General features: G+C 65.4%; 23 protein-coding genes, 1 tRNA gene and 1 pseudogene. 10 read left to right on the top strand and 15 right to left on the bottom strand.

What is annotated here, in order from left to right; translation table 11 throughout:
* Positions 1-125 precede the first annotated feature (125 nt).
* The 3 genes from ACOYJQ_RS16435 to ACOYJQ_RS16425 form a co-directional block, all read right to left on the bottom strand.
* Positions 126-1061 (bottom strand): DMT family transporter, encoded by a 936-nt coding sequence (locus ACOYJQ_RS16435; RefSeq protein WP_433459958.1) that lies wholly within the window; start codon positions 1059-1061, stop codon positions 126-128.
* Positions 1058-1642, bottom strand: a complete 585-nt coding sequence (locus ACOYJQ_RS16430; RefSeq protein ID WP_433459957.1) for a TetR/AcrR family transcriptional regulator — start codon at positions 1640-1642, stop codon at positions 1058-1060. The genes ACOYJQ_RS16435 and ACOYJQ_RS16430 overlap by 4 nt, the downstream gene beginning before the upstream one ends.
* A gap of 275 nt (positions 1643-1917) precedes the next feature.
* On the bottom strand, positions 1918-2916 hold the full coding sequence (locus ACOYJQ_RS16425) for an MBL fold metallo-hydrolase (protein WP_433459955.1): 999 nt from the start codon (positions 2914-2916) through the stop codon (positions 1918-1920).
* Between the two features lie 322 nt (positions 2917-3238).
* Here ACOYJQ_RS16425 and ykgO point away from each other — a divergent pair, with 322 nt between their 5' ends.
* From ykgO to ACOYJQ_RS16375, 10 genes are all read left to right on the top strand, one after another.
* The gene (ykgO, locus tag ACOYJQ_RS16420; protein ID WP_009763379.1) at positions 3239-3364 is read left to right on the top strand and encodes a type B 50S ribosomal protein L36; all 126 of its coding nucleotides are present in this window, start codon (positions 3239-3241) and stop codon (positions 3362-3364) included.
* A 215-nt stretch (positions 3365-3579) separates the two neighbouring features.
* Positions 3580-5019, top strand: a complete 1440-nt coding sequence (locus ACOYJQ_RS16415) for a site-specific DNA-methyltransferase (RefSeq protein ID WP_433459953.1) — start codon at positions 3580-3582, stop codon at positions 5017-5019.
* A 128-nt stretch (positions 5020-5147) separates the two neighbouring features.
* On the top strand, positions 5148-7463 hold the full coding sequence (locus tag ACOYJQ_RS16410) for an ATP-binding protein (protein WP_433459951.1): 2316 nt from the start codon (positions 5148-5150) through the stop codon (positions 7461-7463).
* Positions 7453-8823: a sigma-54-dependent transcriptional regulator gene (locus ACOYJQ_RS16405; protein WP_433459949.1), complete on the top strand. Its 1371-nt coding sequence runs from the start codon at positions 7453-7455 to the stop codon at positions 8821-8823. The genes ACOYJQ_RS16410 and ACOYJQ_RS16405 overlap by 11 nt, the downstream gene beginning before the upstream one ends.
* A 141-nt stretch (positions 8824-8964) precedes the next feature.
* The gene (phnC, locus tag ACOYJQ_RS16400) at positions 8965-9777 is read left to right on the top strand and encodes a phosphonate ABC transporter ATP-binding protein (RefSeq protein WP_433459947.1); all 813 of its coding nucleotides are present in this window, start codon (positions 8965-8967) and stop codon (positions 9775-9777) included.
* An 81-nt stretch (positions 9778-9858) separates the two neighbouring features.
* Complete coding sequence (phnD, locus tag ACOYJQ_RS16395) at positions 9859-10782, top strand: phosphonate ABC transporter substrate-binding protein (RefSeq protein WP_433459945.1); 924 nt, start codon at positions 9859-9861, stop codon at positions 10780-10782.
* A gap of 249 nt (positions 10783-11031) precedes the next feature.
* Positions 11032-11976 carry a phosphonate ABC transporter, permease protein PhnE gene (gene phnE / locus ACOYJQ_RS16390; protein WP_433459943.1) on the top strand — a complete coding sequence of 315 codons (945 nt, stop codon included), beginning with the start codon at positions 11032-11034 and terminating at the stop codon, positions 11974-11976.
* A 50-nt stretch (positions 11977-12026) separates the two neighbouring features.
* Positions 12027-12893, top strand: a complete 867-nt coding sequence (gene phnE, locus ACOYJQ_RS16385) for a phosphonate ABC transporter, permease protein PhnE (protein WP_433459942.1) — start codon at positions 12027-12029, stop codon at positions 12891-12893.
* 303 nt (positions 12894-13196) lie between these two features.
* Positions 13197-13286, top strand: a tRNA-Ser gene (locus ACOYJQ_RS16380).
* Between the two features lie 423 nt (positions 13287-13709).
* Positions 13710-13931, top strand: a complete 222-nt coding sequence (locus ACOYJQ_RS16375) for a hypothetical protein (RefSeq protein WP_433459941.1) — start codon at positions 13710-13712, stop codon at positions 13929-13931.
* Here the strand turns inward: ACOYJQ_RS16375 and ACOYJQ_RS16370 are convergent.
* The 12 genes and pseudogenes from ACOYJQ_RS16370 to trbE form a co-directional block, all read right to left on the bottom strand.
* Positions 13863-14897, bottom strand: a pseudogene (locus ACOYJQ_RS16370) (recombinase family protein); the annotation flags it as partial. The gene ACOYJQ_RS16375 and the pseudogene ACOYJQ_RS16370 sit on opposite strands and share 69 nt — an antisense overlap.
* Positions 14898-14899: 2 nt before the next feature.
* The gene (locus ACOYJQ_RS16365; RefSeq protein WP_433459939.1) at positions 14900-15289 is read right to left on the bottom strand and encodes a helix-turn-helix domain-containing protein; all 390 of its coding nucleotides are present in this window, start codon (positions 15287-15289) and stop codon (positions 14900-14902) included.
* The gene (locus ACOYJQ_RS16360) at positions 15286-15639 is read right to left on the bottom strand and encodes a toxin-antitoxin system TumE family protein (protein ID WP_433459938.1); all 354 of its coding nucleotides are present in this window, start codon (positions 15637-15639) and stop codon (positions 15286-15288) included. The genes ACOYJQ_RS16365 and ACOYJQ_RS16360 overlap by 4 nt, the downstream gene beginning before the upstream one ends.
* Positions 15636-15962, bottom strand: coding sequence for a hypothetical protein (locus ACOYJQ_RS16355; protein WP_433459937.1), 327 nt, complete (start codon positions 15960-15962; stop codon positions 15636-15638). The genes ACOYJQ_RS16360 and ACOYJQ_RS16355 overlap by 4 nt, the downstream gene beginning before the upstream one ends.
* Before the next feature lie 134 nt (positions 15963-16096).
* Entirely contained in the window at positions 16097-16318 is a 222-nt protein-coding gene (locus ACOYJQ_RS16350; RefSeq protein ID WP_433459934.1) for a DUF2274 domain-containing protein, read from the bottom strand.
* A 2-nt stretch (positions 16319-16320) separates the two neighbouring features.
* The gene (locus ACOYJQ_RS16345) at positions 16321-17454 is read right to left on the bottom strand and encodes a TrbI/VirB10 family protein (RefSeq protein ID WP_433459932.1); all 1134 of its coding nucleotides are present in this window, start codon (positions 17452-17454) and stop codon (positions 16321-16323) included.
* Positions 17451-18440 (bottom strand): P-type conjugative transfer protein TrbG, encoded by a 990-nt coding sequence (gene trbG, locus ACOYJQ_RS16340; RefSeq protein WP_433459930.1) that lies wholly within the window; start codon positions 18438-18440, stop codon positions 17451-17453. Before trbG ends, ACOYJQ_RS16345 begins: the two co-directional genes overlap by 4 nt.
* A complete protein-coding gene (gene trbF / locus ACOYJQ_RS16335) occupies positions 18437-19126 on the bottom strand; it encodes a conjugal transfer protein TrbF (RefSeq protein WP_433459929.1) in 690 nt (229 codons plus the stop codon). Before trbF ends, trbG begins: the two co-directional genes overlap by 4 nt.
* Entirely contained in the window at positions 19123-20487 is a 1365-nt protein-coding gene (gene trbL, locus ACOYJQ_RS16330) for a P-type conjugative transfer protein TrbL (protein WP_433459927.1), read from the bottom strand. The genes trbF and trbL overlap by 4 nt, the downstream gene beginning before the upstream one ends.
* A 3-nt stretch (positions 20488-20490) precedes the next feature.
* Positions 20491-20778: a putative entry exclusion protein TrbK-alt gene (gene trbK-alt, locus ACOYJQ_RS16325; RefSeq protein WP_433459925.1), complete on the bottom strand. Its 288-nt coding sequence runs from the start codon at positions 20776-20778 to the stop codon at positions 20491-20493.
* 18 nt (positions 20779-20796) lie between these two features.
* Positions 20797-21561: a P-type conjugative transfer protein TrbJ gene (gene trbJ, locus ACOYJQ_RS16320; protein WP_433459924.1), complete on the bottom strand. Its 765-nt coding sequence runs from the start codon at positions 21559-21561 to the stop codon at positions 20797-20799.
* Entirely contained in the window at positions 21558-24014 is a 2457-nt protein-coding gene (trbE, locus tag ACOYJQ_RS16315; protein WP_433459922.1) for a conjugal transfer protein TrbE, read from the bottom strand. The genes trbJ and trbE overlap by 4 nt, the downstream gene beginning before the upstream one ends.
* Between the last annotated feature and the right edge of the window lie 7 nt (positions 24015-24021).

Below are 24021 nucleotides of genomic sequence, written 5' to 3'. Positions count from 1 at the left end.
CTCTCGTCGGATGTTTTTGCGTCAAACCCGCGGGAGCGGGCGAGCGTGATTCGCGAATCTTCTGCTGGATCAGGCCGACCATTCCCGACATTGCTTCGAGCCTGTCCGGCGTGGCGTCGACGCGATCATTGCGCCGCTACCCACAGCTTGCGCCTGACCGGCTTCACCGGGACCGTTATGACGATCAGGCAGGAGACCACGAGCCCGACACCGACCCAGCCCAGCGGCGGCAGCCGTTCGCCCACGATCGCGACCGCCAGCACCGCCGCGACGACCGGCTCGATCAGCGTGATCGTTGTCGCCATGCTCGCCGGAATCCGGGCCAGCCCCATGCCGAAGCAGATGTAGCCGAGGAACATGGGCACGACCGCCATGTAGATTCCGACCGCCGCGTTGTTCCAGGAAGCGAGAAATGGCCCGCCGGCGGCGATCAGGACGGGCATGAGCAACAGACCGCCGATCCCGAAAGTGGCCCCCATTGATGCCGACGATTTTATGCCGCGCAACATCAGCCAACGCGCCGTCCAGGAATACAGGGCATAGGTCAGCCCGCCGACAAGGCCGAGCCCGACGCCGGCGACGGTCGCGCTGCCGGTCGTCGCCTGTTCATGCGCCGCACCTTCGGCGATGCAGAGAAGGACCACCATGCCGAGAAGCCCGATGAAGGCTCCGCACAACCACCGCCGGGAAAGGAGCGCGCCATCGAGGAAATATTCGATCAGGGCGGACAGCAGCGGCGCGGACCCGATGGTGACGACGGTCCCGATCGTGACCCCGGCCAGCCGCATGGAGCCGTAGAAAGCCAGAGGGTAAATCGCGACCGCCAGCCCGCCCAGCAGGAGATGGCGCCAATGTCGCCTCAGGTCGGGAAGAGCGCGGAGAATGCCTCTCCCCGCCAGCATCGCCTGCGGCAGCCCGCCGACTCCCATGGCGGCCGCACCGATCGCGGCCGCGCTGACATCGGGCGCGAAAGTGGCGGCCGTGCCGGTCGTGCCCCATACGATTGCCGCGAACAGGACTGCGGTGACACCGATTCTGTGATTGCGTGAAGAGCCGGTCACAATGCCTCCAGCATGTCGGAGGCCATGGCCCGGGCGTCCAGAACGAGGGCGCCGCTCCCTTCGAGCCCGGCCCGCGTCATCGCTCCCTCCAGCAGAAAAGCCAATTGTCTTGCCAGGCGGGCCGCCCGGCCCGCGTCGTTCGGGAGCAGTTCCGACAGATGCGTCGTCAGCAGGGTTTCGACTTCTTCCTTGTGACGCCTGACGGCCTGCCGGCCGGCATCGTCGGCGGCAAGTTCGGCCGCGGCATTGAGAAGGCCGCAACCGCGAAAACCCCGCTCATAGGCTTGCTCCGCATGGTCCCGATAGGCATCGAAGACGGTGAGGACCTTGTCGCGCGGCGTCGTCGCATGTCTCAACCGGGCGCGATAAAGGCCGAGCCATTCGGCATGGCGGGCTTCCAGATACCGGTTCACCAGATCCGATTTCGAAGCGAAGTTGTTATAAAGACTCTTCTTCGCAACACCTGCCTTCAGAACGATGGCGTCGATGCCCGTCCCGCCAATGCCGTTGTCATAGAAGAGAGCGGCGGCAGCCCGGAGCAACCGCTCTCGGGCGCTATCTTCCGCACGGGGTCCGGGCATTTCATAAAATCCCTCCAAAGGAGGTATACCGGGCTACCTACTTTATCGAAACCGGAAGGTCAATGAAATGCCCGTCATTTTACAGTGCCGGATGAGATCGGGCCGACCAGAGAGCGTTGCGAAGCGGCGTCGGCACTCAAACGAAAAGCGCCGACATCCCGATTCGGTTCGCGCCAGTACGCCTCCGCGAGGAGCATCGTCCAGAAAGGTGCGCATTCCTATGGTCGACAAGGATGCTTCAAATCAAGAAATCAGAGCAAACCTTCCGATTCCTTCTAAAGATCGAACTGATAGCTTGCCGGAACGTAGCGATAGCCCGTTTCCGCCTTTTCCACGAAACCGATCGACGGAAACGGGAAATGATAGCCGATGAACGGCAAGCGGTCGGTCGCGATCCGGTCGAATATTTTCTTGCGTGTCGCGGCGGCTTGCGCCTTGTCGATATCGTAGGCGACATGCCAGTCGGGACGTTGCAGCGACACGACATAATGATTCGCCGTGTCGGCCGTGAGCAGTATCTGCTTGCCGGCGGATTGAAGGTGGAAGGCCAGATGCCCCGGCGTATGCCCGAAGGCCGCGATGCTGGTGATGCCGCTGACGACATTGTCGCCCGCCTTGATGAACGTGGTCTTCTCGGCAAATGGCACGACTTTCGCCTGCACCGCCTTGGCATTGTTCTCCGCCGGCGTTCCCGCCCTGGCGGAATCGGTCCAGAAATCGTACTCGATCTGCCCGACGACATAGCGGGCGTTGGGGAAGGACGGATTGCCGCCGCCGGTGAGCCCGTTGATGTGGTCGCCGTGAAGATGCGTCAGAACCACAATGGTGATCGCATCCGGCGTATAGCCGGCCGCCCGCAGATTGGCCTCAAGCTGCCCCAGCCCGTTGCCGCGCCCATCCGCGCCGAAGCCGGTATCGAACAGGACGAGGTCGCTCCCCGTATTCACGAGCACGGGCGCGAAACCGGTGACGAAGCGATTCTCGGGCAGGAAATTCTCGCGCAACAGGGCCCCGACCGTTTCCGGCGTCTGGTCCGCGCCGAAGATGGGGTGAGGCCCGTCGGCCGCCCGCTTGCCGTCGAGCAGCGTGACGACCTCGAAATCGCCGATACGGATGCGCCGGAAGCCGGGCGCGTCCGCGCTCGCGCGCGGCGTCTCGGCCTGCGCGGCGCGTGTCATGATCTGCGGCATGGCCAGGCCGGCGATCGCCAGCGTCGAGCCCACCATCAGATTGCGGCGGGTGCACAGGTTTTGCGTATGATTTTCGGCTGTCATGGAACGGCTCCGATAAGGCAGATGCGACACGGCATCGGCCATGCGGGTCAGCGGGAGCGGACAGGATACACGAATCGGCACCGTGAGGCCGTTCCTCGGTATAATGACGCCTTTCACGATTCCGTTTTGCTTGCGCGACGCGCGGAGGGCGTGGATATTGCGGCAAGCCGGCAAATCGGACTTGACCGGAAGCGGCTGGACCGCTAGGAACCATGCTCTGAAATGAGCGGAAGCCTCCCGGTGCCGCAGCACATGCGGCGCGCGGGAATTGTTATTTTTTTGACCGGCAGGCCATGCGCTGGGCCGGGCGGAGAACGGTTCGATGAAAATTCGCAATTCGCTGAAGTCGATCCGCGGCCGTCATCGCGACAACCAGCTCGTGCGTCGCAAGGGCCGTGTGTACATCATCAACAAGACGCAGAAGCGCTACAAGGCGCGTCAGGGTTGATGCCCCCGCTTTCCTCGTGCGCGAGGCAGGATGTGCGTGAAGTCTGACGGCTCCCGGATACGCTCCGGGGGCCGTTTTCTTACTGAGTTCTCTTGCCAGGGTTCCTTGCCCGGATTCCCCGACCGAGTTCCTTGCCGGGTTTTCATGGCGTATTTTCATATGGCGTGTTTTCATGATGCATTGCCATGGTGGCCGGCGGCGGGAGACCGCTCCGCGTGAATGTTCGATCGCCTGACGACGCGCCGGAGAGCGATTCCCTGCCCGCTTTCGGCCTGATCTGGCCCGGCAAGGCGGAGGCCCGCCGCGCCGCCCGCACGCCGACGCCGCTTCGCCTGCGCGACGCGCCGGAGGCCGGCCTTTCCCCGCACGCCACGCGCAACCTGCTGATCGAGGGCGACAATCTCGACGCTCTCAAGCTGCTGCTGGCGGACCATGCCGGCAGCGTGAAGCTCGTCTACATCGATCCGCCCTACAACACCGGCAGGCCCCTGCCCTATCGCGACGATTTTCGTGCGGCCGATCCGGGCATCCCGGATGCGGAGCGGGCGCCCGTGTGGTTGCGGCCGCATGCCGCATGGCTGTCGATGATGTACCCTCGTCTCGTGCTTGCGCGCGAAATGCTGCGCGACGACGGGCTGATCTTCATCAGCATCGGCGACGAGGAACTGGACAGCCTGACGCAGATCGGCCGCGAGATCTTCGGCGACGAGAATTTCTGCGGACATCTGATCTGGGAGCGGAAGAAGAAGCCGTCGTTTCTCGATGCGCGCATGGGCCGGGTGACGGAGTTCATCGTCTGCTTCGCCCGCGACCGCGCCAGGGCCCCCGCCTTTACGGCCGGCTCCGTGACGTCGGGGAAGAAATATCCGTTCAACAATGCAGGGAACGGCTTGCAGGTGCTGACGTTTCCCGCTGCGTCCGTCTCGTTCGGCTGCGGCGACGGCCTCATTGCGCCGCAGGACATGTCCGCCGGCAACATCGTCACCGAACTGCTCGACGCGGTGGAAATCCGCGACGGCGCGAATCGCAACGCCTTCCGGCTGAAGGGCGAATGGCGCTATGCACAGGCGACGCTCGATGCCCTCGTGGCGGAGGGCGCGCGGATCACCATCCGCAAGGTCCCCTTCCGGCCCAATCTCGTGAGCCGGTCGCAGGCGCGCAAGAAGACCGCGAGCCTGCTTTCCTACCGCACCAACGGCGTGCCCACCAACGAAGACGGAACGGCGGAACTGCGGGCGCTGTTCGGGGCCGATGTCATGCCCTATCCCAAACCCTCCGGCCTCATGGCCTACCTGATCGACATGGTGACGGAAGACGGCGATGCGGTGATGGATTTTTTCGCCGGCTCCGGCTCCACGGCGCATGGCCTGTGGCGGGCGGATATCGCCGCCGGCTTCCGGCGCCGCTTCATCCTCGTGCAATCCCCCGAGCCCACGCGCCAGCCCCGCGCCGGCGGCGGCTGGCGGACGTCATCGGCATGGGAAGCCGGCTTTCCCACCATGTTCGCCGTCACGCTGGAGCGGCTGCGGCGCACGGCGGCGGCGCTGACGGGCGACGGCGCGAAAGCCGATCTCGGCTTCCGCGTCATGCAGGTCATCGACGAACACGGCGACCCGAACCGTCTCGACGTTCCGAACCACTCTGGCGATCAATAAAACTGCTGACAGGAGCGGCGGGTTGTCGTATCCATACAACAGTGTTGTACGGATACACCATTGCCGCGAATCGGGTTGCCGGTGGCGCGGCTGCGGCGTGGTCCTGCTGGCGTGAGGGCGGCGGCGGCTTGGTTCAGGTTACGGAGAAACGGCGCAAGCGCGAGGCGCGCGTCTCGGGCATCCTCGGCACCGTGGCGGTGGGGCTGGGGCTGTGCTCGGCGCTGGCCACCTTTCTCGTGCTCGCCGGGCTGACGCCGATCCTGCCCACGCATTCCGTGGTGGTGTGGGCGCTGGTCAGCAACGGCATTCTGGTGGCGCTGCTCGCGGGCATCGTGGTGTGGGAGACGTGGGCGATCGTGCGGGCGCGCCGGGCCGGGGCGGCTGCGGCGGGCCTGCATGTGCGCATCGTCTCGCTGTTCAGCCTCGTCGCGGCGTTTCCCGCCGTGCTGGTGGCTGTCGTCGCCTCGATCACGCTGGAGCGCGGGCTCGATCCCTGGTTCACCAATTCGTTGAAGGCGCTGATCGCCAACACGTCGGAAATCGCCGACGCCTATCGCGAGAGCCAATGCCGGAATCTGGCCCGCGAGACGGACCTGATGGCCGCCGACCTCAATCGCGCGCTGGTGCTCTACCGGGCCGACCGCAAGCTGTTTCAGGATTTCCTGCGCTCGCGCGCCACTTTTCTCGGCTTTCCGGTCGCCATGCTGGTGAAGCCGGACGGCACCATCGTCGAGCGCGTCGACGCGGACGAGAACGAGCGGCTGCCCGGCCCGAGCCCGGACGACATCGAATCGGCCAATTCGCGCGATCCGATCTGCCTCATTCCCCAATCCGGCAATCTTTTCCGCTCCATCCTGCGTCTGGAATGGGAGGAAGAGACGTTGCTCTACGTCGCCCGGCCCGTCGACCCGCGGGCGGTGGAGTTTCCCGCCGTGGCGGAGGTGGGGGTGGCGTATTATCAGGCGCTCGAGGAAAAGAAGGTCACGATCCAGGTCGTCTTCGCGCTGATGTTCGCGCTGGTGGCGCTGATCGTGCTGCTGTCGGCGGTCTGGTTCGGGCTCAGTCTCGCCAACAGGCTTGTGTCGCCCATCCGCCGCCTCATCCACGCCACGGATCAGGTGGCGAGCGGAAACTTCTACGTGCGCGTGCCGGTGCTGCGGACGGAGGGCGATCTGGGCCATCTCAGCACCACGTTCAACAAGATGACCACGGAGCTGCGCCAGCAGCACGACGGGCTCGTGGCCGCCAACGAGGTGATCGACCAGCGCCGGCGGTTCACGGAGGCGGTGCTCGCCGGCGTCTCGGCGGGCGTCATCGGCACGGACGGCGAGGGCATCGTCAACATCGTCAACCGCTCGGCCGAGGCGCTGATCGGCACCCCGGCGGCGGAGCTGATCGGCCGCCCGGCCGCCGAGGTCATTCCCGAAATCGCCGATCTGGTCACGGAGGCGCTGGAAAGCGTGCGCCGCGCGCAGGCGCAGGGGCGCGCGCTGGCGCAGGGGCAGGTGTCGCAGGGGCAGGTGTCGCTGGCGCGCGGCGGGCGCGACGAGCGCATGCTGAACGTGCGCGTCACCAGCGAGAAGGACGAAGGCGAGGATCGCGGGTTCGTCATCACGCTCGACGACATCACCGGGCTCGTTTCCGCCCAGCGCACCGCCGCATGGGCGGACGTGGCGCGGCGCATCGCGCACGAGATCAAGAACCCGCTGACCCCCATCCAGTTGTCGGCCGAGCGCATCCGGCGCAAATACGGCAAGGTGATCACCGAGGACCGGCAGGTGTTCGACCAATGCGTGGAAACCATCGTGCGCCAGGTCGACGACATCAAGCGCATGGTGGACGAGTTCTCCTCCTTCGCGCGGATGCCCAAGCCCGCGCAGGCGGATGAGGATATCGTGGAGACGGTGCGGCAGGTGCTGTTCCTGATGCATGTCGGCTCTCCCGACATCGTGTTCGCGCAGGAGCTGCCGGAAGCGCCGATCGTCGCCCATTTCGACCGCCGGCTGCTGTCGCAGGCGCTGACCAACATCGTCAAGAACGCCACCGAGGCGGTCAAGGCCGTGCCGGAGGCCGAGCGCGGGGCCGGCCGCATCACGGTCGCCGTCCGGCGCGAGGCGGACCGCGTCGTCATCGAGGTGACGGACAACGGCAAGGGTTTTCCGCGCGAGAACCGCCACCGGCTGCTCGAACCCTACATGACCACGCGGGAGGGAGGCACCGGCCTTGGCCTCGCCATCGTCGGCAAGATCCTCGAGGACCACGGCGGGGGCATCCAGCTTCTCGACGCGCCTGGCGGGCGCGGCGGGCGCGTCGTGCTGTGGTTGCCCCTGCAGGGCACGGCGGGGCGGCAGGCCGCGCCGGAAAAGGTGGCGGCATCAACCGAGCCTGTCCGGCCCTATGAGAGGGTCGGCGGCGAGAACCGGGAGCCAGGGCATGAGCGCTGACATTCTCATCGTCGACGACGAGGCGGACATCCGCGATCTCGTCGCGGGTATTCTGGAGGACGAAGGCCACCGGGCGCGCACGGCGGGCAGTTCCGACGAGGCGCTGGCGGCCATCGAGGCACGCCGCCCGCATCTGGTCTTCCTCGACATCTGGTTGCAGGGCAGCCGGCTGGACGGGTTGCAGGTGCTCGATATCGTCAAGGAAAACAATCCCGAGCTGCCGGTCGTCATGATTTCCGGCCATGGCAATATCGAGACGGCCGTCTCCGCGATCCGGCGCGGGGCCTACGATTTCATCGAGAAACCGTTCAAGGCCGACCGCCTCGTGCTGGTGGCGGAACGCGCGCTGGAGGCGTCGCGCCTGCGCCGGGAGGTGAAGGATCTGCGCGCGCGCTCCGTGCAGGCCAGCCGCATCGTGGGCCATTCCGCCGCCATCAACCAGCTTCGCCTCACCGTGGAGCGCGTGGCCCCCACCAACGCCCGCGTGCTGATCACCGGCGCGCCCGGAGCGGGCAAGGAGCTGGTCGCGCGCACCATCCACACCATGTCCAGCCGGGCGTCGGCGCCCTTCGTCGTGATCAACGCCGCCACCATCACGCCCGACATCATGGAGCAGGAGCTTTTCGGCGTCGAGAGCGGCGACGGGCGCGGGCGGCGCGTGGGCGCGCTGGAAGAGGCCCACGGCGGCACGCTTTATATAGATGAAGTCGCGGACATGCCGCGCGAGACGCAAAGCCGCATCCTGCGCGTGCTCGTCGACCAGAACTTTCAGCGCGTGGGCGGCACGGCGCGGGTGCATGTCGATGTGCGCATCGTCGCCTCCACCGGCCGCGACCTCGCGCACGAGATCGCGCAAGAGCGCTTCCGCGAGGATCTCTATCATCGGCTCAGCGTGGTGCCGATCCGGGTGCCCTCGCTCGCCGAGCACCGCGAGGACGTGCCGGAACTGATCACCTTCTTCATGGACCAGATCTCGCAGGCGACGGGCCTGCCGCGGCGCGCCATCGCCGATGATGCGCTGGCGGTGCTCCAGTCCCACGACTGGCCGGGCAACGTGCGCCAGTTGCGCAACAATGTCGAGCGGCTGATGATCCTGGCCGGCGGCGAGCCCGACGCCGCCATCACGGCGGACATGCTGCCGGCCGAAATCGGCACGCTGGTGCCCACCACGCCCGCGGGCGCGGGCGGCGAGAAGCTGATGAGCCTCACCCTGCGCGACGCGCGCGAGATTTTCGAGCGCGAGTACCTGATCGCCCAGATCAACCGCTTTTCGGGGAATGTGTCGCGCACCGCCGAGTTCATCGGCATGGAGCGTTCGGCACTGCACCGCAAGCTCAAGTCGCTCGGTATCGGCGGCTGATGCGGGACGGTTGATTTCCTGGCCGTCCGTGGAAGACTTCCGACACGGATGGGCGGTTCCGGTGCCGATTGTCATCGTTGTGTTGCGCAACACTGTCACAACGCATCTGTCGTGGCGGGTAGCGACATGAGGACATGAGCGGTGCTGATCATTGATGGCGTGACAAGGCGATTTGGCGACAAGGCTGCGGTGGCCGATGCGCGGGTCGAGATTCCGGTCGGCAGCATGGTGGGCGTCATCGGGCGCTCCGGCGCCGGCAAGTCCACGCTGCTGCGCATGATCAACCGGCTGATCGATCCCACCGAAGGGCGCATCCTGTTCGAGGATGCGGACATCACCCGCCTGCGCGGCGCGGCGCTGCGCAACTGGCGCTCGCGCGCGGCGATGATCTTCCAACAGTTCAACCTGGTCAACCGGCTCGACGTGCTCACCAACGTGCTCACCGGCCGCCTCAATCACGTGCCGCTGTGGCGCTCGCTCACCAAGACCTTCACCGACGCCGAGCGGACGCTCGCGCTGCGCGCGCTGGAGCGGCTGGGCATCGCGGAAGTGGCCTTGCAGCGCGCGGATACGCTTTCCGGCGGCCAGCAGCAGCGCGTCGCGATCGCCCGCACCCTGCTTCAGGAGCCGCGGATCATTCTGGCGGATGAGCCGATCGCCTCGCTCGATCCGCTCAACGCGAAGGTGGTGATGGACGCGCTGCGCGACATCAACCAGCGGGACGGCATCACCGTCATCTGCAATCTGCACACGCTCGACACCGCGCGCCATTACTGCGACCGGATCGTCGGCATGGCCAACGGCCGCATCGTCTTCGACGGCACGCCGGAGGAGCTGGACGACGCCGTGGTGCGGCAGATCTATGGGACCGACGGCGCGGCTCTCGACGAGCGCATCACCTCGACCAGCATCGTTCCAGGCAGGAAGCTCGCACCTGAGGCCACTCCCGCCTGAACCCCGCCGCCGGCGGGGTTTCCGGCAGCGGGCGCAAGAGCCATGCCCCACCGTTCTTGTCAACTCTCACGGAGTACCACCATGCTTCGCAAGCTGATGCTCGCGGCCGCCGCCGCGCTCGCGCTCGCCGCCCCTGCCGCTGCCCAGGGCTACAAGGATACCGTCAAGGAATTTCGCGTCGGTCTGATCGGCGGCGAAAACGCCACCGACCTGCTGACCCGCAACGAGGACTACCGCAAGCTGCTCGAGACGGAACTCGGCATCCCGGTCAAGCTCTATCCGGCCACGGACTACGCCGGCATCATGCAGGCCATCGGCGCCGGGCAGGTCGAGCTGGCCGCCTTCGGCGCCTCGGGCTTCGCCGGCGCCTATCTCGACTGCAACAAGTGCATCGAGCCGCTCGTCGTCGCGGAAGAGAACGACGGTTCCACCTTCTACTATTCGGTCGCCGTGGCGCGCGCCGACAGCGGCATCAACTCGCTCGACGACGCCAAGGGCAAGTCGCTTGCCTTCGCCGACCCGAACTCGACGTCCGGCTACCTGATCCCCAACGCCACGCTGAAGGCCGAGGGCAAGGACCCCGAGAAGTTCTTCTCGCGCGTGGGCTTCGCCGGCGGCCATGAGCAGGGCGTGCTCGCGGTGCTCAACAAGCAGTATGACGTCGCCGTGACGTGGACTTCGGGCCAGGGCGACATCAACGAGGGCTATTCGCGCGGCAATCTGCGCGCGATGGTGGACAAGAAGCTCCTCGACATGAAGGACGTCAAGATCATCTGGCAGTCGGGCAAGATCCCGAACGGCCCGGTTGCGATCCGCGCCGATCTGCCGGCGGATCTGAAGGAGAAGCTGCTTCAGATCCACCTCGATCTGCCCGTGAAGCACCCCGCCATCTACCAGGCGATCGAGCGCGGCACCGGCAAGGGCTACGCGAAGGCGACGCTTGAGCTTTACGAAGACATCATCAAGCTGCGTCAGGCCGAGGCCACGGGCGGCCGCAAGAACTGATCCACGCAAGCCTGATGCGGCCCGCCCGGTTTCGGCCGGGGCGGGCCGCATCGGTCCGCGTCCGCCTGCTCTTTGGAGCCGTTTGCGTTCAAGTCGATCCATCGAGTTGAACGCAAGTCGCGGTAAAATGTGAAGTTGAGAGCAGGATGGCGATTCAATCTGATCGCTTCGTGCTCTAGGAGCGCATTCTGATCGCTCAGAACCAAAAGACCAGGCCGTGTTCCCGCAACCGCGAGAAGTGTGTGCGTCATGACGTCAGTCGAGACATCCGGTGCCCCGATATCCGGCGCTTACGACATCATGCGTCGGCGCATCGATGACCATCGCCGCGAGAAATTCCGCGCCACGCTGGCCGGCGTGGTCATTTTCGCCGCCCTGTTCGCGCTTGCCGCCTGGTGGACGGATTTCGGTCTCCTGCCGGTGATCGAGGGGCTGCCGAAACTGGGCGAGTATGTCTCGAAACTGTTCTCGACGCCCGTGGCGCAGGGTTCCGCGGAGCGCATTCCCATTCTCTCCCTGTCGCATCTTTTCGGCGACTGGGACACGAAGCAGTCCCTGCTTTACTGGTTTTACAACATCAACACGTTTCTGGCCCTGTTGCTCGACACCGTGGCCATGGCCGTGCTCGCGACGCTGCTTGGTTTTTCCGTCGCTTTCGTGCTGAGCTTCCCGGCGGCCTACAACCTGTCTCCGCATGGTTCGATCGTGTGGATATCGCGCCGCTTCCTCGAGGTGCTGCGATCGATTCCCGATCTCGTCTTCGCGCTGTTCTTCGTGTTCTGCTACGGCATCGGCCCGCTCGCGGGCATTCTCGCAATGGGGCTGCATTCGGCCGGCGCACTCGGCAAGCTGTTTTCGGAGCTGAACGAGAATGCGAGTCCGCGGCCGGCGGAGGGCATCCGGGCGGTGGGCGGCAACTGGTTCGAGACGATCCGCTACGCCATCGTGCCGCAGGTGCTGCCCGGCTTTCTGAGCTACGGCCTGCTGCGTTTCGAGATCAACGTGCGTTCTTCCGCCATCATCGGCGTGGTGGGCGCCGGCGGCATCGGCGAGGAGTTGAAGAAGGTGATCAACTTCAACCGCTATGAGGACATCAGCGCCGTGATCCTTCTGATCGTGCTGCTGGTTGTGGCAATCGACGCGCTGTCCGGCTTCCTGCGCCAGCGGCTCATCCGCGACGCGCGGGTGGTTTGACGCGCACCGTCCCGGCGTGCCTGTGGATCGACAGCAAATGGACCAAAGATATGCGCCCCATCCGTCTCGACGCCGTTACGCCTGAGGAAATCCGCGCCGCGCGGCTTTACAATCCGGGGGCTTTCGGCCTGTCGCCATCGCGGCGCACGCTTGTGGGTTGCGGCCTCGCGGCGGCGCTGGCCATGCTCGTATGGCTGCACATGGCTTATGGCCTGACGCCGGCGCGCCTGCTGTCGCCCGATCCGCGCGCCGGCCTGCTGCTGGCGAATTTTTTCGACTGGTCCAACTTCGCCAATTTCGCGCATGCGGATATTTTCCGCTCGCTGGGCGAAACCGTGGCGATGGCGTTCATCGGCACCTCGCTGGCCGCCCTCGTGGCGCTGCCGCTGGCGTTCCTGGCGGCGCGCAACGTGATTCCGGCGTTTATCCTGCGGGTATTGACGAAGCGTCTGTTCGACGTGGCGCGGGGCATCGACCAGGTGATCTGGGCGCTGATCTTCATCTCGGCGGTCGGCCTCGGGCCCCTTGCGGGCATTCTGGCGATCTTCATCAGCGACATGGGCACGTTCGGCAAGCTTTTCGCGGAGGCGATCGAGAACACCGAGAAGGGGCCTGTCGAGGGGCTGCAATCGGTAGGGGCATCTCCGGTGACGGTACAGCGCTATGCCCTGTTGCCGCAGGTATTGCCGGTTTACGTGTCGCAGGCGTTGTATTTTTTCGAATCGAACACGCGTTCGGCCACCGTGCTGGGTCTCGTCGGCGCCGGCGGCATCGGTTTCGAGCTGATATCGCGCTGGCAGGTGATGCGTTTCGACGAGGTGGCCTACATCATCCTGCTGATTCTGATCACGGTCGGCCTGCTCGATCAGATCTCGCGGATGGTGCGCGAGCGCCTCATCGGGAGCGTTCACACCTGACGGCCGTTGCGGCAGCGGGGTTGCCGACGGCGCATGGTGGAAAAGGGAGAATGTTTGCCGGTTCGTTCAAAACAGCCCTTGCCACCGGCATGACAAATGGGTAGAAGCCACTCCTGCTGTCGCATGTTCGTTGCGGTTCCGGTCTGCGCTGGAATCGATACCTGATGCGAAACCGTTACGGTGTCGGCCTGCCACTGATGATGCCATGTCGTCGTCATTGACGGGGTTGTCTCCGAAGGTATTCGTATGGCGACAACGGCGGCGGGATTGGCGTCACGGAATTCTGTTCCGGGGTCAATGTCTGGAGAGGTGGCCGAGTGGTTGAAGGCGCACGCCTGGAACGCGTGTATACGGGCAACCGTATCGAGGGTTCGAATCCCTCTCTCTCCGCCACTTCGGTATAAAACCGGGAACGCCGATTCCCGCCGATTTCCCTCCTTTCGCAGCCACCAATGTCCGCAGCAGGGTGTTTTTCGATCCCATGATGCGAACCGCGTCGTCGGCGACCTCGACGCGCTGAGCGAAGGCCCGGACGTGTTCCCGCCGATAGCCGCCCTTTCCAAGCCTCATCCGGCTGCGGGCTTCGGTCGCCATTTCCCGAACGGCAATGCCTGTCAGGCCCTGATGGGCCGAGCTTGCGAGCATGGCTTCGATTCGTGAGGCATCGGCTCGCGCCTGGTCCCGTAGAGCGGTCAGCCCTGCAATCCGCTCACCAAGGGCGGACTCGGCAGGATCGAGCGAACCGGACTCGATGGCATCATAGAGCCGCTTGAGGCGCATATCCGCCTCGGCCGCGCGCTGGTTCAGTTCGGCGATGTGCTGGCCGCGCCGCTCGATGCTTTCCTGTCGGCGATCCAGCAGCGTGGCGAGGATTTCTTCGATCCGCTCGGGGTCGAGCAGCCTTTCCTCGATATGGTTGACCACCATGCGGTCGAGCTTGTCCATGGGGATGGCTCGGCCCTTGCAGCCGGTATCGCCCTGCCGCGCCCGGATCGAGCAGGCATAATAGCGATAGCGGCCGCTCTTGCCGGTGCGTAGCGTCATGGCCCCGCCGCAGTTGCCGCAATAGCAGATGCCCGTCAGCAGGTTCGGCCCGCTGACGACGCGCGGCGGCGTCACCTTCGGATTGTTAGCCTGCAACCGCTTCTGGACGCCCTCGAACGTCTCAAGGTCGATCAGCGGCGGCACCGCGACGGTGACAACTTCCTCGGCGGGTTTCAGCTCCTTGGCCTTGGACCGCTTATTGAACTGATGCTCGCCGATATAGGTGCGGCGGGTCAGGATGCGGTGAAGCTGGCCGATGCCCCACCGCCCGCCGTTGCGGGTGAAGATGCGGTTCTTGTTCAGATGGTTGACAATGGCCTTGACGCCCATCGGGCCGGACGTGCCGTCGCCTTCCGACGCAAGCCGGAAGATCATCCGCACGGTGTCGGCGTGAAGCGGGTCGATCTCCAGCTTTTTCTTCATCTTCGATCCGCGCTGCTCGGCATCGATGACGCGGTAGCCGATGGGCGGCAGGGAGCCGTTCCAGAAGCCCTGCCGCGCGTTCTCCTTCAAGGCGCGCAGGACGTGCTTGGCGTTCTCCTTGGACTGGTATTCATCGAATAGCGCCATGATCTGCCGCATCATGACGTGCATGGGATCGTCGCCCATCTCCTGCGTGATGGAGACAAGGCGCACGCCGTTCTTCGCCAGCTTCCTGACGTAAAACTCCAGCTCGAAGTGATCGCGGAAGAAACGCGAGAAGCTATGAACCACGACGACATCGAAGGGCGCGGGCTTACTGGTGCCGGCCTCAATCATCCGTTGGAACTCGGGGCGGCGGTCGTTGGTCGCAGATGCTCCGGCTTCCACGAAGGTTTCGACAAGCTGGTAGCCACGCGAGGCGCAATAGGCTTCGCCCTGCTTGCGCTGGTCGGGGATCGACACGTCATGCTCGGCCTGCCGCGTCGTAGAAACGCGCAGGTAGAGCGCGGCGCGCAGCGCGACGTGGGGACTCTGCATATTCATAGCGCGCCTCCTTTCGCGGCCCGGCGTTCGATCAGCGGCAACTCCAGCGCCACGCGGTCATGCAGCACCTTCGGCACGAGCTTCTGGCCCTCGCCGGGGTCCATGCGAATGAGGCCATAGTTCGCCATCGTCTTGAGCGTTCGAGACAGGCTGGGCTTCGTTCGCCCGGTGATCCGCGACAATTCCTCCAGCGATCCGGGCGACTGCTCGTAGATGACACGCAGCAGCTCTCGGTTCCCGCTGGACAGGATTTGCGCGAAGGATTCCGTGGACGTGAACCACACCTTCGGATCGTCGGGCGCGGGCTTTTCCTCGCCGCGCGCAATCCGCATGGTGCGGTCCTTCATCTCGTCATAGTCGGCGATCCCGACTTTCAATGTGGTCATAGCACACCTCGCTCCTTCAGCACCGCATCGACCGCCTGCCAGAAGTCGGCCAGCAAGGCGGCCGCATCCTCCCAGGCGTAAGGCTTCACGGTCTGGAGGCGGTGCCGATGATCCATCGGTTCGCCGCGTCTCCCCCGGCCGACCGGATGGGCGTTGTCGAAGCCGACCAGCCGTTCGCCCGAAGGCCCATGAAGCGTGAGCGAGTAGTCGAGGCCGTGCGGCTTTTCCGGCGAAGCCGGAATGCGCGTGACGACAAACTTTACCCAATGACCGCCTTCGGGATCGACGACAAGCACTTGCCCGTCCAGGTCCAGAAGCGTGTCGAGGCTCGGATCGCGATCCCCGCTCATGACTTACTGTTACCATTAGATGTTAACGGTGGCAAGCTGTCATTGCCCGGATCGGCATCGACGGGGCCGAACAGCCGGTCGAGAACGTCGCCGAAATACCGCTCGAAGATGTCGATTTCCGCCTCTGTGACCGGCACGCGCTCGGGCCAGTCGTCGATGATGGGCAGCTTCTCTATGTCAAAGATATGGGGCGACGGCTCCCGACGTGGTAGGCGCTCCGCTGGCGTCGGATCGTTGGCATAGTCATAGAGGTCATCAGGAAACGCTTGCGGGATCGAATGCCGGGGACGCCCTCTCGGGGCGCGGCGGTGCCTGGCGCACATGGAATCCTCCTTGGTTCGCAGGTGGATTCCGGGGCGCTAAAGCCCCGGAATTAAGCGAACCATGGAGGGGGAACGGCGGGCTGTAGCGTGCCGCATTCGCGCCTGTGCGCTGGCGGCACCCCTACGGTAAAGAATCAGAGAGGTTGCCGCCGCGCCTTGGCGAAACCGCGATCCGTGGTGATGAATCGCTCCAGCATCGGCACGATGAGCCTGATGGGATCGGCGGCGGACCGGCCGCTTTCGCGCGCCAGCACCTCGGCATAGGCGGCCAGATCGCGGTGGAGCTGCGCGGGCAACTCCACCGTCACCTTCACCGGCTTGTCGTCGGCCAGAGGGCCGAGTTTCAGCTTCGCCATGGTCAACTCCTGTAGGGTTCGAGCACAAGATCGCGGGTGACGATGACCCTGACAGGGAAGCCAGGCCGGATGGTCAGCGTCGGTGCGACCTGCAACTCGCGCTGGACGATCTGCTGTCCGGCCTGGTTGATGGTGTCCTGCGCCCCGTCGCGGATGGCGCGGATCAGCCTGTCCTCGTCGTCGGTCGCCAGTTCGGTGCCGATGCCGAGCAGCGTGGACAGTCCGGCCGCCTTCATCAGATCCCACCAGTGATAATCGACGCCATCCTCAAGCCCGGCATAGCCGGAAGCATCCGCGCCCGGTTGCCGCTCCAGCACGATAGAGCGGCCGTTGGGCAGGATGAGGCGGTTCCACACCAACAACACCCTGCGCTGGCCGAAGGTCACACCGGCATCATACTGGCCGATGATGCGCGTTCCCTGCGGGATCAGAAGCAGGCTGCCGGTCGGGCTGTCATAGACGTTTTCCGTGACCTGCGCGGTGATCTGGCCGGGAAGGTCCGAACGGATGCCGGTTATCATCGCCGCCGGGATCACGGCCCCGGCCTGAAGGATGTAGGGCGAGGCTGGCGCGGCGATGCGATCCAGAGCGACCGTCTGCCGATCCACCGGGCCATTGAGGAAGGCCGTATGCCGGTCCTGCGTGCCGGCAGCACCTGGCTGCGCGGTGAGGCCAAGGCCGGCAAGGCTCGGGCTTGCGGTTCCCGTTCCCGGTGCGGTCTGGAAAAAGACGCGGCTGACGCGCGCAGCTTCTTCCGCGGCGAGCCGGCGCTGTTCCGCCGGATCGACGGCGGGCGTCGTCATGACGGGCGGCGCGACCGGCTGTCCCCGGTTCTGCGCATCGAGGATCGGACGGCCGAGGTCGCCCGGCAACGCCGGCCCCAGGACCGGGCCAGTATAGTCGCGCGGCAGGCCGGACAAACCGTCCGCCGTGGGCCGGTTCTCGGTCGAATAGAGTTCTTCGCCGCCTCCGCCCATGTCGCGGGTCTGGAGCGCATAGATCAGCGCCCCGCCGATGCCGAACAACGCGACGGCTCCGACGCCTGCCAGCATCTTGCGGGACAGGCGGGTGACGCGAGGGGCTTCGGCGCGCAGTCGCATGGGCGCCAGTGTGTCCGTGGGAGTGTTCTCGGTCATGACGGGGATTCTCCGGTTGCCTTTGCAGGCTGTGCGGCTTGCCGTTGCTCGATGCGGACGATCCTGACCGTCTGCTGGCGGTCGCCGCTGCCGAGGCGCAGTTCGGCCGCGCCGAACAGGCGGTCCACGATCAGGATGTTCTGATGGATGCGGCTGTTGACGATCTGGGTTTCGCCATCGGAACCGATAACGAAGATCGGCGGCATCTCGCCCTGCTCGATGCCGCGCGGGAAGACGACATAGATGCGGCGGCCGTCGTCGAAGACGGAGATAGGTCGCCAGGGCGGGCTGTCGCCGGTCAGGCCGTAGCGATAGTTGCGTGCCGCCTCGGCCGGTATGATCGGCGCTGCCGGAACAGTCTGGCGCTGGCCTGCTGGCTGCGCCGGATAGGCCCATGCGACGGACGGCATATAGAGGGATTCGCGGGCGCGCAGTTCGATCATGTAGGTGCGCCGGTCGGTGGTGACGACGAGGTTGGTTGTGATGTCCGGGCGGCTCGGCTTGACGAGGATATGGACGCGCCGCGACGTTCCACTGCCGCTCTCGGTATCGCCGATGATCCAGCGGGCGGTGTCGCCGGCGGCAATCGGTCCCGCGCCGGTCAGGCTTTCGCCCAGCTCCAGCGCGATGTTGGTGATCTGCCCCGGTGCGGCATAGACCTGATAGAGCGCGCCTTCCGACCAGGGATAAATCTGGATGGCGTTATAGTAGCCCTCGCGGCGCGGCTCGACGCGCGCGGCGGCATTGGCGTTCTCGACACGGCCCGCCGGTGTTCCGGCAGCGGTCCCGCCACGCGCGACGGTCCATGCGGGCGGCGTGTGCAATGGCCGGGGCCGGTCATCGGTGACGGCGGCAGGCACGACGGGCAGCGACGGCACGTCGGCGTCGTAGCTGAATTGCGGCGGCTTGTTGGTCGCGCAGCCTGCGAGCATGGTTGCGGAAAGCAGCACGGCGGCAATGGCGGGCGTGTGGATGCTCGTCTTCATTGGCCCATCTCCCGCGACCAAGAGATTGCGTTGATGTAGATGCCGAGCGGATTGGCGCGCAGCCTTTCAGCGTCGCGTGGCGTCTGGATCACGATGGTCAGGATCGCGGTCCATCTCTCGGTCGTGGAAAGCTGGCCGTTCTCATAGTGGCGCTCGGTCCAGGCCACGCGGAAGCTGTCGTTCGATGCCCGGATGACGCTGGAAACCTCGACGGCGACCTGCTGCTTTCCGACCTTCGTGAACGGGTCATTGCTGCGGGCGTAGTCGTTCAGGGCCGCCGCGCCCCGGTCGGTCGTCCATTCATAAGCGCGGAGCCAGTTCTGCCGGACAATGATCGGGTCGGCCGGGATCGCGCGGACCTGTTCGATGAAGCGGCCCAGATGGAAAGCAATCTGCGGATCGGTCGGGCGATAGTCGGCGACGGCGGCCGCGACCGTCTGCGCCTGGCCGAGCTTGTCGACCTGCACCACCCACGGCACCACGGTCCCGCGCGCCGATTGCCAGACAAGGGCGGCAGCGAAACCTGCTGAAAGGATCAGCGAGCCGAATGCCATATAGCGCCAGTTCTTCGCCTGCACGCGGGCCGAACCGATGCGCTCGTCCCACACTTGCGCGGCGCGCTGGTATGGCGTTTCGAGTTCGGGTGATTTGCCGTAATGGGTTGATGGTCGTTTGAAGATGCTCATGAGCGGTCACTTTCGGAAAGGTTGACGGAAGAGCCGCCGCCGTGGCTGTCGCCGGATCGGACGGCATGGGCAGCCATGGTGGTGCCGTGGTTCAGGGCCTGTGATCGCTGCATCCGCTGCGCCCAGGCCGGGGGACCGGCGGTTGTGGATGCCTGCGCTGCGGCTGCGGGAGCGGCGCTTGCGCCGCCAACCGTGCCGGCGGTGGATGAGCCGCCCGTCACGCCAAAACCCGCGCGCGCGCCATCGGAAAAGCTGGATTTGACGCTATCGGTTGCTTTCGCGGCAGCGCGCTTCAAGGGCGAGACAGCGGCGGAACCTGCTGCGCGAGCAACGCCGCCAAGGCCGGAAGCGACACCGGCTGCGCCGGACTGGCCGAGCGAGCCGACGCTATAGGCTGCGGTTGCCGCACCCGCCGCGGTGGCACCGCCCCGCACGGCTGCGGCTCCACCTGACAGGGCGGCAGCGCCTCCCTTGACGGCAAGACCAGCCGCACCGCCTGCGGCAAGGGCTGCGCCGCCAACGGCAAGGCCGGTGCCAACAGCAGAGCCCGCGCCAAGCTGCGGCCCGCCCGAGACGATGCCGGAAGCAATGCCGGGGCCGAAGATGCCAAGGCCGAGCAGAGAAAGGGCCGCGAGCACGATCGCCATGGCGTCGTCGATGGTCGGTGTCGCACCGCCGAAGCCTGCGGTGAACTGCGAGAACAGCGTCGAACCGATGCCGATGATGACGGCCAGCACCAGAACCTTGATGCCGGACGAAACGACATTGCCGAGGACTTTTTCGGCCATGAAGGCGCTCTTGCCCCAAAACCCGAACGGAATGAGGACGAACCCCGCCAATGTCGTCAGCTTGAACTCGATCAGCGTCACGAAAAGTTGGATGGCGAGGATGAAGAAGGCGAGCAATACCAGCGCCCAGGCGAACATCAGGCAGGCGATCTGGATGAAATTCTCGAAAAAGCTCCAGTAGCCCATCAGGTCGGAGATGGAGTCGAGCAGCGGGCGGCCCGCGTCGAGGCCGGTCTGCGCCACCTTGCCGGGGCGCATGAGGTCGGCGGTCGAGAAGCTGGTGCCGGATGCTTTCAGGCCGAGACCGGCGAAGCTCTCGAAAACGATGCGGGCCAGATTGTTCCAGTTCGAGATGATGTAGGCGAACGCGCCGACGAACAGGGTTTTCTTGACCAGCCGGGCGATGATGTCGTCATCCGCGCCCCAGGACCAGAACAGGGCGGCGAGCGTCACGTCGATGACGATCAGCGTGGTGGCGATGAAACCGACCTCGCCGCCGAGCAGGCCGAACCCGCTGTCGATGTAGGACGTGAATACGCCGAGGAAGTTGTCGATGACGCCTGTGCCGCCCATGGATCACTCTCCTTCGCTGGGGCGTGGCGAAACCGGCGCAGGCGTCCGACCAAGAAAGCGGTCGCGGTTCTCGGCCCAGGTGGCGAGGCAGCCCGGATCGCTCGCGGCCGCCTCGCCGAGACGCTGGCAGTTGCGCAGGCTCTGGCGCAGCGGATCGGCGGGACGCTGTAGCTCGGGCGCGGGCCTGCCGCGCATCGGCTCGTCCTGCCGGGTCATTTCGATCACCGTGGCGGTGATGGCGATGGCGACGAATATGATTGCCCCGAGCCGGGCCAGCATCTTGCCGTCCATGACAGCCCCTCTCGCGCGTCAGTTGCCGTTGCCGAACATTCGGGCATTGCCCGGCTGGTAGCCGCTGCCCGGCGTCAGGAAGCGTTGGCGCTGGATGCGTCCCTGTTCTGCGGCGGTCGCGCGTTCGGCTTCGATCAGCGCCTCCGACCGGCCATTGGCCGACATCAGCGCGATCAGGTCGGAAAGCTGCTGCGATTGGAGAGCGAGAAGCTGGTTGCCGGCCTGCGTGGCTTGCAGCGCACCGGCAGCGTTCTGGCTCTGGCCGACCAGTTCCGACATCTGCGTGCGATTGGTGTCGATATTGCCGACGACGCCGGCCTGCACGCGCATGGCATCCTGCAAGCCACCGACCGTGTTCTGCCAGCGCGAGCGGGCGTCGGTGACGAGCTGCGTATCGGTCGCCGACAGGGAGATGTTTCCGTATTTCTGCTGGAACGCCTGGTCGATCTGGCTCACGTTGAAGGCGATGTTCTGCGCCTGGCTCAAAAGCTGCTGCGTGCGCTGCACGTTCTGCTGCAACGTCTGGAGCGACGAGAACGGCAGGCTCGCCAGATTCTTCGCCTGATTGATGAGCATCTGCGCTTCGTTCTGGAGCGACGTGATCTGGTTATTGATCTGCTCCAGCGTGCGTGCGGCCGTGAGCAGGTTCTGCGCATAATTGCTCGGGTCATAGACGATCCACGCCGCCGACGCTGACGGCGCGAGAAACATAGGCAAGGCGGCAATCGGCGCGGCGATCAGCACAGCGGCGAAGCGGCAGGCGCGGGAACGACGGATGGTCATGGTTGGGACTCCTTCTCGGTCTGAGAGATGAGGTTGGTAAGGTCGGGGATGAGGTCGGCCGCCCAATCGACGCCGCGCAGGCGCAGCCAGGCGGCGAGGAAGCCGTTGCGGCCATGCTCGGCGACGATACGTTCGATGGCGGTCTGATCGGATTTGGACGATGCGGCGCAAAGCGCGAGGCCGACTTCGGACAGGCCAAGCTCGAACAGGCGGTTCCCCCTGCGGCTCTGGCAGTAGTAATCCCGCTTGGGCGTGGCTCTCGCCAAAATCTCAATCTGGCGGTCATTCAAACCAAAGCGCCGATAGATGGCCGTGATCTGAGGTTCGATGGCCCGTTCGTTCGGTAGAAGCAGCCGCGTCGGGCAGCTTTCGATGATGGCGGCCGCGATGTTGCTGCCGTCGATGTCGGACAGGCTTTGCGTGGCGAAGATGACGCTGGCGTTCTTCTTCCTGAGCGTCTTCAACCATTCGCGGAGCTGGCTGGCGAACCCTTCATCGTCCAGCGCCAGCCAGCCCTCGTCGATGATGAGCAGCGTCGGTCGCCCGTCGAGCCGGTCGCCGATCCGGTGGAACAGGTAGGACAGCACGGCGGGCGCGGCTCCGGTGCCGACCAGTCCCTCGATCTCGAAGGCTTGCACCGTAGCGGAGCCGAGATGTTCAACCTCTGCGTCGAGCAGTCGCCCATAGGCCCCGCCGATGCAATATGGCCGCAATGCCTGTTTCAGATCGTTGGATTGCAGCAGAACCGAGAGGCCCGTGATGGTGCGCTCGCCTACCGGGGCGGACGCCAGTGAGGTCAGCGCCGTCCAGATATATTCCTTGTTCTCGGGTGTGATCGGGATACCCTCACGGCCGAGAATTGCGGCGATCCAGTCCGCGGCCCAGGCGCGTTCATAGGTGTCGTGGATGCGGGCGAGCGGCTGGAGCGAGACGGACGCCTCATCCCCTTCCGTCATTCCGCCGCCCAGGTCGTGCCAATCACCGCCCATGGCGACCGATGCGGCGCGGATCGAACCGCCGAAATCGAAAGCAAAGACCTGTGCGTCGGTGTATCGGCGAAACTGCAAGGCCATGAGCGCCAGCAACACGGACTTGCCCGCGCCGGTCGGGCCGACGACGAGGGTGTGGCCGACGTCCCCGACGTGAAGGGATAGCCGGAACGGAGTGCTTCCCTCGGTCTTGCCGTAGAGCAAGGGGGGGGCACCGAGATAGTCATTCCGTTCCGGCCCCGCCCACACGGCGCTCAAGGGGATCATGTGGGCGAGGTTGAGCGTCGAGATGGGCGGCTGGCGGACATTCGCGTAGGCGTGTCCGGGGATCGAGCCGAGCCATGCGTCGACGGCATTGACAGTTTCGGGCATGGCCGTGAAGTCACGGCCCTGGATGATCTTTTCGGCGAGGCGCAGCTTCTCGTCGGCCAGGCGCGGGTCGGCGTCCCAGACGGTGATGGTGGCCGTGACGTAGGCCATGCCCGCCACGTCCGCCCCAAGCTCCTGCAAGGCCATGTCCGCGTCGAGCGCCTTGTTCGCCGCGTCGGTGTCCACAAGCGCGGACGCCTCGTTGGTCATGACTTCCTTGAGGATTGCGGCGATGCTCTTGCGCTTGGCGAACCATTGCCGCCTTATCTTCGTCAGCAGCCGGGTCGCGTCGGTCTTGTCCATGAGGATGGCGCGCGTGCTCCACCGATAGGGGAACGGCAGGCGGTTCATCTCGTCGAGCAGGCCGGGCGTGGTCGCGGTCGGGAATCCCACGATGGTCAGGACGCGCAGATGCTGGTCGCCAAGGCGCGGCTCCAGCCCGCCGGTCAGCGGCTGGTCGGCGAGCAGCGCGTCGAGGTGCATCGGCACCTCGGGCACGCGCACGCGATGCCTGTTGGTCGAGATGGTGGAATGGAGGTAGGTCAGCGTCGCGCCATCATCCATCCAACGGCATTCCGGCATGAAGCCGTCGAGCAGCGCCAGCACGCGGTCGGTGCGGTCAATGAAGGCGCGCAGCAATTCCCATGGATCAACGCCGGTTTTCTCCCGGCCCTCATAGAGCCAGGTTTCGGCGCGGGCGGCGTCCTCTGCGGGCGGTAGCCAGAGGAAGGTCAGGAAATAACCCGACACGAAATGCGTCCCGGCTTCCTCGAACGCAGCCTTGCGCTCTGCGTCGAGCAGCGCGGATGCGGCTTCGGGAAAGCGGCTGTCGGGATAGGTCGCGGCTTCGCTGCGCTGCGCCTCGACGAAGATGCTCCAGCCCGATCCGAGACGGCGCATGGCATTGTTGATGCGGCCTGCGACGGCGACCAGCTCGGCGGCGACGGCGGAATCCAGATCGGGACCGCGAAACTTCGCGGTGCGCTGGAACGAGCCGTCCTTGTTCAGGACGACACCCTCGCCAACCAACGCCGCCCAGGGCAGGAAATCCGCGAGACGGCTGGCGGTGCGGCGATATTCGGCAAGGTTCATCATGTGCGCC

The sequence above is a fragment of the Pseudochelatococcus sp. genome (assembly GCF_050946405.1).
GTDB lineage: Bacteria > Pseudomonadota > Alphaproteobacteria > Rhizobiales > Beijerinckiaceae > Pseudochelatococcus.
The sequence above is the reverse complement of the archived record's forward strand: the minus strand, read 5'-3'. Positions and strand labels throughout refer to the sequence as shown.